At 42.5% G+C, this 13,202-nt stretch carries 13 protein-coding genes; 12 read left to right on the top strand and 1 reads right to left on the bottom strand.

What is annotated here, in order from left to right; all coding sequences use genetic code 11:
- Positions 1-219: 219 nt before the first annotated feature.
- The 12 genes from U9Q08_01875 to U9Q08_01930 all read left to right on the top strand — a co-directional run bounded on the left by U9Q08_01875 (position 220) and on the right by U9Q08_01930 (position 12,138).
- On the top strand, positions 220-1,422 hold the full coding sequence (locus U9Q08_01875) for a homocysteine biosynthesis protein (GenBank protein ID MEA3328478.1): 1,203 nt from the start codon (positions 220-222) through the stop codon (positions 1,420-1,422).
- 30 nt (positions 1,423-1,452) lie between these two features.
- Positions 1,453-1,827 carry an NYN domain-containing protein gene (locus U9Q08_01880; protein ID MEA3328479.1) on the top strand — a complete coding sequence of 125 codons (375 nt, stop codon included), beginning with the start codon at positions 1,453-1,455 and terminating at the stop codon, positions 1,825-1,827.
- A gap of 516 nt (positions 1,828-2,343) precedes the next feature.
- Complete coding sequence (locus tag U9Q08_01885; protein MEA3328480.1) at positions 2,344-4,203, top strand: hypothetical protein; 1,860 nt, start codon at positions 2,344-2,346, stop codon at positions 4,201-4,203.
- 209 nt (positions 4,204-4,412) lie between these two features.
- Positions 4,413-5,420, top strand: coding sequence for a tRNA 2-thiouridine(34) synthase MnmA (gene mnmA / locus U9Q08_01890; protein MEA3328481.1), 1,008 nt, complete (start codon positions 4,413-4,415; stop codon positions 5,418-5,420).
- Positions 5,408-6,187, top strand: coding sequence for an ATP-dependent sacrificial sulfur transferase LarE (larE, locus tag U9Q08_01895; GenBank protein ID MEA3328482.1), 780 nt, complete (start codon positions 5,408-5,410; stop codon positions 6,185-6,187). Before mnmA ends, larE begins: the two co-directional genes overlap by 13 nt.
- Positions 6,174-7,487: an electron transport complex subunit RsxC gene (gene rsxC / locus U9Q08_01900; GenBank protein ID MEA3328483.1), complete on the top strand. Its 1,314-nt coding sequence runs from the start codon at positions 6,174-6,176 to the stop codon at positions 7,485-7,487. Before larE ends, rsxC begins: the two co-directional genes overlap by 14 nt.
- Positions 7,480-8,397 (top strand): RnfABCDGE type electron transport complex subunit D, encoded by a 918-nt coding sequence (locus U9Q08_01905; protein MEA3328484.1) that lies wholly within the window; start codon positions 7,480-7,482, stop codon positions 8,395-8,397. Before rsxC ends, U9Q08_01905 begins: the two co-directional genes overlap by 8 nt.
- Complete coding sequence (locus U9Q08_01910; protein ID MEA3328485.1) at positions 8,394-8,927, top strand: RnfABCDGE type electron transport complex subunit G; 534 nt, start codon at positions 8,394-8,396, stop codon at positions 8,925-8,927. Before U9Q08_01905 ends, U9Q08_01910 begins: the two co-directional genes overlap by 4 nt.
- Positions 8,928-9,037: 110 nt before the next feature.
- On the top strand, positions 9,038-9,637 hold the full coding sequence (locus U9Q08_01915) for an electron transport complex subunit E (GenBank protein MEA3328486.1): 600 nt from the start codon (positions 9,038-9,040) through the stop codon (positions 9,635-9,637).
- On the top strand, positions 9,638-10,219 hold the full coding sequence (rsxA, locus tag U9Q08_01920) for an electron transport complex subunit RsxA (GenBank protein MEA3328487.1): 582 nt from the start codon (positions 9,638-9,640) through the stop codon (positions 10,217-10,219). It abuts the gene before it with no gap.
- Complete coding sequence (locus U9Q08_01925) at positions 10,216-11,004, top strand: RnfABCDGE type electron transport complex subunit B (GenBank protein MEA3328488.1); 789 nt, start codon at positions 10,216-10,218, stop codon at positions 11,002-11,004. Before rsxA ends, U9Q08_01925 begins: the two co-directional genes overlap by 4 nt.
- Before the next feature lie 63 nt (positions 11,005-11,067).
- Positions 11,068-12,138, top strand: a complete 1,071-nt coding sequence (locus tag U9Q08_01930; GenBank protein MEA3328489.1) for a type IV pilus twitching motility protein PilT — start codon at positions 11,068-11,070, stop codon at positions 12,136-12,138.
- Positions 12,139-12,206: 68 nt separating this feature from the next.
- Here the strand turns inward: U9Q08_01930 and U9Q08_01935 are convergent, their stop codons facing one another.
- Positions 12,207-12,800: a hypothetical protein gene (locus tag U9Q08_01935; protein ID MEA3328490.1), complete on the bottom strand. Its 594-nt coding sequence runs from the start codon at positions 12,798-12,800 to the stop codon at positions 12,207-12,209.
- Positions 12,801-13,202: the final 402 nt, after the last annotated feature.

The raw sequence follows: 13,202 nt of genomic DNA on the forward strand, positions 1-13,202 counted from the left end.
TTTTCTGAGATTCTTCGGCCTTCGGCCTCAGAATGACCTTTTTAGCGTTATTATTTTTAATTTCGGTTAAGGTGTGCACTTTTAAAACATAAATCGCTCTAAAACTGTGCACTTTTAATTTTTAAATGACATATAGCTAAGTGTGGGTTGATAGTTCTGGTTTGATTTGGTATAATAAAAAAATATAAGAAATTAAGATAACGAAGGGGGAATTTGGCTATGCCCAAGACATTTAAAGAGATAAATGAGAAAATCAAGCAAAAAAAAGCAGTAGTAGTTACAGCTGAAGAAATTATTGATATTGTCAGAAAAAAAGGTGCAAGCGAGGCGGCAAGGGCTGTAGATGTGGTTACTACCGGCACCTTTGGCCCAATGTGTTCATCCGGCGCTTTTCTGAATATCGGGCATTCCGTTCCCAAAATCAAGATACAAAAGGCCTGGTTGAATGATGTTCCCTGTTATGCAGGTCTGGCTGCTGTAGACCTTTATCTCGGTGCTGCCGAGGTTGCCGACGGCGACCCCTTAAACAAGATTTTCCCCGGTCAGTTTAAATATGGCGGAGGACACGTAATTGAAAACTTGGTAGCCGGCAAAGACGTAAGATTAGAAGCAACAGCCTATGGGACGAGTTGTTATCCCAGAAAAAAACTTAATACCTGGATAAACATCAAAGACCTTAATCAGGCAATACTGACCAATCCCCGTAATAGCTGTCAAAATTACAACGTAGCTGTTAACCTGCATTCCGAACGGATAATTTATACCTATATGGGTATTTTAAAACCTAATTTAGGCAATGCCAATTATTGCAGTGCCGGCCAGTTAAGCCCGCTATTCAATGACCCTTATTGTAAAACTATCGGTATAGGCACAAGGATATTTTTAGGAGGAGGGACCGGCTACGTGTTTTTTTCGGGCACACAGCATGATCCCAATGTTAAAAGAGATTCCAACGGCATCCCTCTTTCTCCGGCAGGCACTCTGGCAGTGGCCGGAGACTTAAAACAGATGTCCAGCAAGTGGCTGGTGGGTTCTTCTTTTCAGGGGTATGGCGTTAATTTAACCGTAGGAATAGGCATACCGATTCCTATTTTGGATGAAGAAATAGTTAAATCCACGGCAGTTAGCGATGAAGAGATATTTGCTCCGATAGTCGATTATTCCCAAGATTATCCGCAGGGTAAGTCCGCTGTTATCGGCAAGGTGAGTTATAAGGAACTTAAGAGCGGAGAGATAAAGATCAGAGGTAAGACCGTGCCGACAGGACCGTTGTCCAGTTATTGCCGGGGGAAAGAAATAGCTGAGATTTTAAAAGAGCAGATCGAAAAGGGGAAATTTTTGCTCGGCGAGTCTGTCCAATCACTTTCTTCTCTGGGCCCGGGAACAAAATTTCGTCCGCTTAACGAACGGCCGATTAAATAAGGCAAAAAATAACATAATGCGGGAACTAATATGAAAGTGCTTATCGTTGACGGTTATAATGTGATGAATAGGATTCGATATCTACTGGACATTTCTGATGAGAGCCTTAAAGACGCCAGGGTTGCGGTTAGTGACCTGGTAAAGGAATATAAAAGAAGGGATGGCGGGATATCAGAGGTATATGTTGTTTTTGACGGAAAAAGCCAATATAGAGGTGCTGCGATACCCCGGCCGAGAGAACATATATTTTCAGACACAGGAAAAGGCGACCAAAAAATAGTAGAATTGATCAGGAAATTTTCCGGTAAACACACCGTAACGGTTGTTTCGGATGATAATTATGTACGCAATAGTGCCCGGGCTCACCGCGCAAGCCTGTTACGGCCTTCCCAGCTTTTGAGGTAGGCTTACAGCTATAGCCTGTAATGTTCCAAAAGTTAGTTTTTATTGTTAGCTAAGTTTTAAAAGTGCACAGTTTAAAGTTTAAAACTGTGCACTCCCTAAGTCCTTAATTTTGTTCTTTTTAAGATAGGTGTCATCCTGAGGGAGCGTAAGCGTAGGTGTCATCCTGAGGGAGCGTAAGCGACCGAAGGATCTCCCATAAAACCGTGTTTTCTGAGATTCTTCGGCCTTCGGCCTCAGAATGACCTTTTTAGCGTTATTATTTTTAATTTCGGTTAAGGTGTGCACTTTTAAAACATAAATCGCTCTAAAACTGGGCACTTTTAATTTTTAAATAACAAAAAGTTAGTTTTTTATTTGACATTAAGCCAATTATGAGGTACACTTTACCAACTTAGTTTTATATTGTAACAGAATAAAAGTTGTTTTTTTATCTTCTAATTAGATACTTTTAAAAAGTTTTGGGTAAGTTTAACCAGCAGAGCTAATATTTGCTTTTGCTTGTCTAGGAGGTTTAAAATGAGAAAATTAACAGTTTTGATAATTGTATTTTTGGGGGTAAGCCTATGCCCGCCGGCTTTATTTAGTTACGATGGAACTGTGCGGAGATCACCTTTATCTTCCGGAATAATGCCTTTGTCTTCTGAGGATAGTCCTATTGAGAAAGCATGGAAATTTCTGCTTAAAAAACCAAAGTCAGCGGTAAAGCAGTCATTACCGGCTATAACCCCGGAAGAACAGCTCTACGGTCCGGGCGGCGAACCCTTTGTGACAACCCCGGAAGAACAGCTCTATGGTCCGGGCGGCGAACCTTTTGTGACAACCCCGGGAGAACGGCTTTACGGCCCGGGCGGCGAGTTGCGTTATCTATTGCCCGGAACAATTATTGCTTTGCCTGACGGCCGGTCGATAGAAATAAAAGAAGATGGTTCCTGGAGGATTGATGAGGCCAATGGAAGTTATTGGAATCTGGAACTTGACGGGTATGTGATGGAAAGCGTGATGAGAGAAACAGGTGGGTGGAGCTATGCTTATGACGCGCTTGGAACATATGTGCATCAGCGGACGGGAATGACCGAGGATTTTCGGTATGATGATTTTGATTCTTACCTGGGCGAGGTTGACCGGATTGAGAATTTTATCAGTAATATGCTGGTCGATTGTGAAGATGAACATGTTCGTGAGCAGCTGCAGGAAAGCCTTGCTGTTTTTAAGAACGAGATGCCGCGTGAGCCGGCCGCAACTTATTATTATAACGCAGAAAATAAATTGGTTGCGCGTGTTACTGAGAACGGAGATATACAATTTCCGCAGGAAAAAGGCGCAAAAATATACGACTATCCCAGTCCGGATTCCTTCTTTGTGAATGAGGACATATTGTATATTGACAAATACGAAGAAAAATATGGTGGTGCCTTAGTGCAAACCGAATATAGCTATAACACCACCGATGGTATTAACGGCATTCTGCATCCTGGGGATTCAGAAGAGGGGCTTGAGCTTGCCGGCCGGTTACATGACATTCAGCTTTACATGAATGATTTTATGAAGGTGGCAGAAGGCAACACAGAGTTATTATCCATGGTGCAGGGTTATTGTCAACGGGCAATAGACCTTTTAAAACAAGGCGGTATGGAATTTGAAGAACATTCTGCTCCGGGACGGAATTATTACCGGTTTACCATGGCAAACAATGACCGGGTGCAGTATCTTCAGTATTCAACGATGCCTTATTCGGTTGAGTATATAATTTCTGAAAAGACTGAACCGGACGGCAAGAGGACTGTTTTTCATAATTACAGCCCCGGCATAGAGTACAAGATGAGCCAAATAGCCTGCACGGTGTATGATACGGATGGTTTAACTAAGGAATACCTAAGTGATAATATGAACTTTGGCGTTGCGCACGTCTTTAGCAGTGATGGTTATGAAAGGATTTACAGGAAAGAAGGTGATTATTACCATCTTGAAGTCAAAAAAGATGATACCAGTGTTCGTTATAGACAGCACACAGATGATGTAGGTAAACCTATGACGCTGTGGTATGGTATTGAAGACATGAAGGTGATTACTAAAAAAAATAGGAGAACATTTGTTACAACAGTTGAGGATGGTAAATTTGCTGTTGAAGGAAATCGACTTTGGCTCAAGCATAACTACGTGTTAAATCTACAAACAAACAGCATTAGTTATACGATAAAGATGGGGCAAAGAAATATAAGAAAAATAACAGTAAATCCTGGAGACAAACAATATTCAGCGGTTCTGCAAAATATGGTAAAAACATTGAAGATGCAGATAAAAATAGAGACAGCTCCGTTGAAACAGCAGCAACTACGAACAGCAGTTGACTATCTAGCGGACATTCCAAAGTTCTGACATAGACTTTCGAGGGGATTTTTTATAAGTCTTTGATTTTTTGACAGTTTGATTTTTCTTTACCTTAAAGAAAAAAGCTCGATAACTCCGTAATAAACCCCAAGGTTTGACATTAGGATGTATATTTCCCTTGATGATTTCCCGCCAAAAACCCTTTGCCTTTACTAACTCCCTGTGATAGTATTATAATAAATTATGGTGTTAACCCTATGAACAAAAAGGTTCTGATAGCGATCAGCGGCGGGGTGGACAGTTCTTTGGCTGCTCACTGCCTGCTAAAAAACGGCTATGACGTAATAGGTCTATTTATGCAGTTTTTCTCTTTCGGGCAAAGAAGGGATTTAGAAAAAGCCGCAGCTGTAGCCGCAAGATTAAAGATACCTTTATCTGCCTTGGATCTGAGAGATGATTTTCAGGATCAGGTAATAAAATATTCTAATAGAGAATATGCATTCGGACGTACCCCTAACCCCTGCATAGTCTGTAATCAAAAGGTAAAGTTTAAGCATCTGTTGAAAAAAGCCGAAGAGCTAAGTGCGGATTATATTTCTACCGGTCATTACGCCAGGGTAGAATACGATGCTGACAAAAAAGGATTTTTTCTTAAACAGGGTGTTGATAACAGCAAAGACCAGTCTTATATGCTGTCCGGATTGAACCGGCAGTGGTTGAGCCGGATTATCTTTCCTTTGGGCGGTTATACAAAGAATAAAGTCAAAGCCTTGGCCAAGAAATTAAATTTAGAAGGCTGCAATAGTCCTGAAAGCCAGGATATATGCTTTAGCGACAGAGGGAAAGATCTTTGTCCCGGCCCGATAATAGATAAACAAAATAATATCTTAGGCAGTCATAACGGAATATCTCACTTTACCATAGGCCAGAGAAAAGGTTTAGGAATAGCGGGCAGGGAGCCCCTTTACGTAACCCGGATAGACGGTAAAAGAAACGCAGTTTTGGTGGGGAACAGAAAAGAGATCGAACAAGATGAACTGTCAGCCGGGGGTTTAAATTGGCTGACGCCGGAAAGGCCGTGTTTTCCATTCAGGGCTCAGGTAAAAATAAGATATAGACATCCGAAGTCATGGGCAACCGTGTTCAGATTAGCCAAAGACAGGGTAAACGTCAAGTTTGATCTGGCCCAGTCGGCTGTAACTCCGGGCCAGACAGCGGTTTTTTATGACCAGGAGATTGTATTGGCTGGGGCATGGATAGAATAGAGCAAAAAATAAATAAATTAAGAAAGCTGTTAAAGGGTATGGGCAGCGTAGTAGTGGCTTGTTCCGGCGGGATAGATAGCTCTTTTTTGCTTAAGGTGGCCGGAGATGAGCTGGGCGAAGGAGCAGTTTCTGCTACTGCCCTGTCTGAGGTATATATTAAGGACGATTATAGGCTGGTCAAAAAATTGGTCAGAAGATTAGGGGTAAGGCAGATTGATTTTAGAATCAACCTGCTTGGAACAAAAGATTTTTTTAGTAATTCTTCAAATAGATGCTATTTTTGCAAAAAGGAGATGTTCGGTGAATTAAGAAAGATAGCTAAAGCGGAAAAAGTGAATTATATAGTTGACGGAACAAATCAGGACGACATTTTAGAGTTTCGGCCGGGCAGAAAAGCAATAAAAGAATTGGGCATCATGACTCCGCTTGTTGAAGCGGGATTTAACAAAAAAGATATTCGTCTGCTTTCCCGGAAAATGGGCCTTTCTGGCTGGGAGAGGCCTTCTTCAACCTGTTTGGCAACCAGGGTTCCCTGCGGAGAAGAGATCAATTTAAGAAAATTAAAGATGATAGAACAGGGAGAGAGATTTATAAAAGGATTAATTTCAGAAGATCTTCGGCTCCGGCATTGCCAGGGTGATATTGCCGGGATAGAAGTTAGCCGAAGCGATGCAAAGCGGTTGATGAATCCGAGGTTAAAAAACAGAGTGGAGGCAAGGCTGAAAAAGATAGGCTATAACCAAATTTCAATAAATGTTAAAATATAGATTTGGCGGTGTTCATCCCCCGGATTATAAAGAACTGACCAACGCAATTCCGATTAAAGATGCTTCATTACCCTCGGAGGTTAATATTTCCCTTTCTCAGCATGGGGGAACCCCGGCCCGCTCGATAGTTGAACCAGGAGATAAAGTTAAATGCGGGACAAAAATTGCTGAAAGCACAGGCCCGGTTTCCAGCCCTGTTCATGCCAGTATTTCCGGAACAGTTAAAGAGATAAAAGATTATTTTCATCCTGTTTGCGGTAGTTTTGCGGCCATTAACATCAGCTCAGATGGCCGGGATGAAAAAGAGTTCTTTAACAATGTTTCAGCGGACAACTTATTTCCTGAGGAACTGCGGGCGCTCATCCGGGAGGCTGGGGTTGTAGGTCTGGGGGGTGCTGCATTTCCTACCGCTGTAAAGCTTGATCCCCCAAAAGAAAAGCCAATCGGTTCTCTTATTTTGAACGGCGTTGAGTGCGAGCCGTACTTAACCTCTGATCACCGTTTAATGCTGGAAAAGCCTGAAGAGATTATTTCCGGAGCAAAGATTGTAAAAAAAATCTTGAACGCCGCCAATTGTTATCTGGCAATTGAAAAAAATAAAACCGATGCTATCGAGTTAATGAGAAAAAAAATAGATAAAGAAGATGGTTTTTATTTAAAAGAACTGGCTGTTAAGTATCCACAGGGAGCCGAAAAACAATTAATTAAGACATTACTGGGTAGAGAGGTTCCCAATGGAGGCCTGCCTTTAGATGTCGGAGTGGTGGTTAATAACGTAGGCACTGTCTTGGCGGTTTATGAAGCGGTAATTGAAGGTAAGCCGCTCTATGAACGAGTAATGACAGTTACCGGCAGTATAGTTAAGAATCCTCAAAACTTGAGAGTAAGGATAGGCACTAAATTCAGTCATCTTGTCAGGGAGTGCGGGGGGGTTAACCGGGGACCGGCTAAGATAATTATGGGCGGGCCGATGATGGGGCTGGCTCAATATAGTTTAGACGTCCCGGTGGTTAAAGGTACATGCGGAATTATTGCTTTGGCCGGAAAAGAAATAAGCCTTTCTGGATTAAATCCCTGTCTGAGGTGCGGCAGATGCGTGGATGTCTGTCCGGTTGGGTTGCTGCCGGGTCAAATTAGCCTGGCAGCTGAATACGGAAATTTTGATTTAGCAAGGCAGGAGGGAGCACTTGATTGCATTGAGTGCGGAGCATGCGAATATATATGTGCTTCACAGCGAGGATTAGTCCAGTTGATTAAGCTGGCTAAATCCCAATGCAAAAGGGAGCTAAAAAATGGGTAAACTGATTGTTTCTTCATCGCCTCATATCAGATCAAAAGAGTCTGTCAGCCGGATTATGTGGTCAGTGATAGCAGCGCTTATGCCGGCTGTTTTGACCGGGTTATATGTTTTTGGGCTGGTAAACTTGAAGAACATAGTGGTCGGTGTATCGGTAGCTGTTCTTACTGAGGCGTTATGCCAAAGGATGATGCATCGCAAGATAACTGTTGACGATGGCAGTGCGATAGTGACAGGTCTGCTTTTAGTTATGGTTTTACCTCCCGGGCTTAATTGGTGGATAGTAGCTGCGGGGTCTTTTTTTGCGATAGCTATAGTCAAACAGTTGTTCGGCGGGTTGGGGCATAATATTTTTAATCCGGCCCTGACAGCTCGGGCTGTATTACTGGTCTCTTTTCCTATCCAGATGACCCGGTGGCTAAAGCCCTTTGACAGCTTGACCGCGGCCACTCCCCTGGCAGTAGTAAAGGATAACCTTTCAGATAAACTGCCGATGTTCTGGGATTTGTTTATCGGAAAAACCGGGGGGTCTTTCGGCGAAACAGGGGTGTTAGCATTGCTGGCCGGAGCCGCTTTTTTATTTTTACGAAAGATTATTTCCTGGCATATTCCTTTTTCTTATCTAGGAGTAGTTGCTCTTCTTTCCTGGATTTTCGGCCGGGACCCTTTATTTAGTATTTTGGCCGGAGGTTTAATTCTGGGGGCTTTTTTTATGGCTACCGATCCGGCTACCACGCCATTAACCAAGAAGGGTCAAATATTTTTTGGTGTAGGCTGCGGAATAATCACGGTTGCAATCAGGCAATGGGGTGGTTACCCGGAGGGTGTTTGTTATTCTATTTTATTAATGAATGCCTTGACTCCCTTAATAGACCGCTATCTTAAACCAAGAAGGTTTGGGGTGACAAAATGAAGAAAAGTTTAAGCCTGGTAATAGCCTTGACCTCTACTTGCCTGATCGCCAGCTTAGGCCTGGCCTTGGTAAATGCCCTGACCCAGGACCGGATCGAAGAGCAGAAAAACAAAGAGATGCTTTTGTCAATCAATAAGGTCCTGCCGCTATTTAATAATAATCCTTTAAAGGACAAGAAAGAGACAGACGGGACAATATTTTTTATGGGTAAGTATAACGGACGGGTGACCGGTGTTGCCTGCCAGACCGCAGGTGAAGGATATAGCGCCAAGATCCGGGTTATGGTCGGCCTGAACCTTGAAGGAGAGATAAGCGGGGTGGAAATATTAGAGCATTTAGAAACTCCCGGCCTGGGTTCGCGAATAGAAACCCCGGAGTTCAAAACGCAATTTAAGGGTAAATCGCCGGTCAATTTCAAAATTGACAGCCTTACCGGAGCTACTATTTCTTCCCGGGGAGTAGCTCAGGCAGTGAGGCAGGCGCTGGATCTGTTTCAAAAAAATAAAAAAACTATCTTGAACGCAGATTAATGCAAATCTAACGCAGATAAACACAGATTTATTGCTTAAATATCTGCGATCATCTGCGTGCAATCTGCGAGAATCTGCGTTAAGAAAGTATTGTTTAGAGGCCAACAAAAATGAGCTTGTGGAGAGAATTTAATAAAGGCATTGTGGCTCAAAACCCTGTTTTCAGGTTGGTTCTGGGGATGTGCCCGACATTGGCAATAACTACGCTGGCAATAAACGGGCTGGGTATGGGACTGGCCACCACAGCTGTTTTGGTTTGCTCCAACACAGCTGTTTCTTGTTTAAGAAAACTGATACCTTCCCGGATAAGAATACCGGTATTTATTGTGGTAATTGCTGCTTTTGTAACCATGGTTGATTTGATTATGGCTGGATTTTTTTATCAGCTTCATAAGGTATTAGGGTTATTCATTCCCTTGATTGTGGTTAACTGTATTATTATGGGAAGGGCAGAGGCATTCGCCTTTAAAAATACGGTATTGAATTCTCTGCTTGACGGATTGGGTATGGGTTGCGGCTTTACTATTTCTCTGGTGATCCTGGGCAGCGTTAGGGAACTCATTTCTCAGGGCAGTATCTTTGGCTTGGATCTGCTGGGGCCGGGCTATCAGCCGTTCTTGGTCATGCTGCTTCCTCCCGGCGCATTTATAACATTAGGCTTGCTTCTGGCGGGGATGAATAAGCTGACGGGGAAAAGAGAGGCTTGTTAAATGAAGGAATTGTTAGTGATTTTAATAAATTCTGTTTTGATTAATAATTTTGTCCTGGCCAGGTTCCTGGGTGTTTGTCCGTTTTTAGGCGTATCTAAAAAGATAAAAACGGCCCTGGGCATGGGGATAGCGGTAATATTTGTTATGACACTGTCATCCATTGTCACCAGCCTGGTCTACAATTTTATCCTTTTGCCTCAAGGCTTGGTGTTTCTAAAAACAATAGTTTTTATTCTGGTTATTGCCAGTCTTGTGCAGTTGGTAGAGATGATCATTCAAAAAGTAAGCCCTGTTTTATACCGGGCATTGGGTATTTACCTTCCGTTAATTACGACTAACTGTGCTATTTTAGGAGTAGCGCTGATCAATCTTATTAAGAAATACAATTTTATCCAGAGTCTTATCTTTGGTCTAGGCGCAGGCATTGGTTTTACTATAGCGCTGATAATTATGGCAGGAATACGGGAGAGGTTGGAACTGGCTGATTTACCCCGGTCACTGAAAGGCACAGCTATAAGCCTGATTGTTGCCGGTCTTTTATCAATAGCATTTATGGGTTTTTCCGGGCTGGTTAAACCATGAACACAATAGTGTTGTCGATGATTGTTGTTGGCGCAGCGGGCTTGCTCTTTGGGATTATTTTGACCTGCGCTTCTAAGATGTTTGCCCCAGAAACAGATCCCGGGGTTGAACAAGCCTTGGCAGCGCTGCCCGGGATCAATTGTGGAGCATGCGGCCAGGGCGGATGCAGGGCTTTTGCCGAAGCAGTGGTTAGAAAAGAAGCCCCGGTGGATGGGTGTGTTGCCGGGGGAGATGAGGTGGGTATAAAGATAGCTGGTATAATGGGATTGCCGGTTAAGATTAAACAAAAGACCAGAGCGGTCTTATTGTGTAATGGCGGCAGAAAGGTAAAAGATAAATTTAAATATAGCGGTCTTAAAGATTGCAAAGCAGTTAATCTTATTTTTGGAGGGCAGAAAGAGTGTCTGGATGGTTGTCTGGGTTTTGGCTCTTGTGTTGAGGCCTGTCCGTTTGAGGCAATTGAGATGGGGCCGGAAGGTTTACCGATAGTAGACCTCCAGCGCTGTACTGGCTGCGGCAAATGTGTTAAAAGCTGCCCCATGGGATTGATAATTTTAATCCCCCGCTTAAAAAATATAGTAGTAAGGTGTAATTCCCGGGAAAAAGGAGCTGTTATTAATAAGATTTGTGAAAATGGATGTATCGGATGCAAGAAATGTGAAAATGTATGCGAGGAAGGCGCTATTAAGGTTGTTGATAATCTGGCGCAGATAGATTATACTAAGTGCACTAATTGCGGAAAGTGTATTGAGGTTTGCCCAAAAGGAACAATAGTTTCGGTATAACCCCAAAGCTTCGGGGTTCAATTCGTCCCGAAATTTCGGGACTCATTAAAAAAGGAGAATAACATGGATTTTAATAAGATATTAGAGATGTGTGTGGAACATAATGCTTCCGATATTCATTTAACAGTGGGTAATTCTCCTTTACTTCGGATAGATGATAAATTCCACCCGCTGGAGAAAAACCTGCTTAAGCCTAATGATATAGAGAAATTTATGAAGGAGATTACTTCCGAGGAAAATCAGAGGAAATTAGAGCAGGTGGGAGGCGCGGAGTTTGGCATTGGTTTTGGAGAAGTAGCAAGGTTCAGGGTGTCTATTTATAAACAGAAGGGATATCTTGGCATGGCGTTGCGATTAATACCTTATAAGCTTATGGGTTTTGAAGAGATAGGCCTTCCTCCCATTATTAAAGAGCTTTTATATAGGCCACGAGGATTAATTTTGGTTACCGGACCTACGGGTTCTGGCAAAACTACGACCCTGGCTACGATGATAAATTATATAAATATTCAGAGAGATTGTCATATAGTAACCATTGAGGATCCGATTGAATACTATCATCAGCATAAAAAGTCGATTATCACCCAGCGGGAGGTAGAAGTGGATGTGCCTTCTTTTTCTGAGGCAGTGATCAGGGGGCTTCGTCAGGACCCGGATGTTATGTTAATCGGCGAGATGAGAGATTTAGCTACTATGCAGGCGGCCATTACCGCAGCTGAGACAGGACACCTGGTGCTGGCAACCCTTCATACCACTGGTGCTGCTCAAACCATGGACCGGCTGATAGGCGCTTTTCCTACTGACCAGCAGGAACAGGTCAGGATCCAGTTATCCTTAAACATTGCAGCTATAATAAGTCAGCTTCTTTTAGTAAAAACGGCTAAATCGGGCGGCAGGGTTGCTGTTTTTGAAATAATGATTGCTACCCCTGCTATTCGCAATTTGATCAGAGAAGACAAGACCTTCATGGTCACTTCAGAGATCCAGACTGGCGCCAGGTATGGCATGAAGACAATGGATACTTCTTTGGCCGATCTTTATAATCGCCAGATCATTAGCTATGAAGATGCCATAGCTAAGGCGTTTGACCCTAAACAGGTACAGGAAAAAATTACCGGAACAGAAAAGAAGTAAAAGAAGAAAAGCTTGCCGGGCAGATGAGGCCAATATTAAAAAGACTGGCTAATGCCTGAAAAAAACTTTTAGTTACAACAAGCTTTTTTTAATTCCCGGGAAAAATATTCTCCGGTCAGTCCGTCAATGTGAGCAGTGAGTTCTTCAACCCGCAGTTGTTTGTTTAATTTTTTATCCGGAGCCAGAGACGAATCCCGCAGAAGCTCTATCTGGAGTTTTCTTCTTTCGAAATATAATCGATTCACCTTTTCTAATATGGTATTCCTGAGTTTTACCATCAGCCGGCTTCTTACGTCAATGGATGTTTGAGAAGAGTCCCAGATAACGTCAGCTAAATCCCACTTAAGGTTGATTCCCCAGTCGTAGGGGCCGGTAGCAAAGACGCTTTTACCAGTGGTGGAAGAAACACTCCCATAAATTGTCTTATCATAATCAAGATTGATCTCAGGAAGTAAGGCTTTGACTGCTGCCTTTTTTCTCCAGGAATTTATCTTTTCGGGCTGTACCTCGGCATATCTTATAGCTGCTTTTTGGACTTCTTTGATGGTTGGCTCATGTTTGAATTTTCTCATAACATCTTCTGCTGCATCGATAGATGCCGCTAAACATAAACATAGTGACACAGTTAACAGCAGGCTTAAAACTAAATTAAAACTTTTCATTTTTCCTCCTTTCTGTAATAATCCGGAAATTTCGGGACGAATTAAACCCCGAAGCTTCGGGGTTACGCCTTTGTTTGATTATAACCGTTTTTGACAGAAAAAATCAAGTATGTTCTGCATCAGTCTCGCTTGCCTGGGTATATTGATTGTCTCCTACTGTATATGACGCGAAATTTATAGAATTTCTTTCAAAAAATGCTGAAATATTCCAGGAAAAGGCAGGTTTAGAAATGTTATCAGCAGAATAAACAATTTCGAGTATCAAGAATTTTCTCTGTTATTTAAAAATTAAAAGTGCACAGTTTAAAGTTTAAAACTGCACACTCCCTAAGTCCTTAATTTTGTTCTTTTTAAGATAGGTGTCATCCTGAGGGAGCGTAAGCGTAGGTGTCATCCTGAGGG

It is taken from the genome of Candidatus Omnitrophota bacterium (assembly GCA_034717435.1).
GTDB lineage: Bacteria > Omnitrophota > JAUWXU01 > JAUWXU01 > JAUWXU01 > JAYELI01.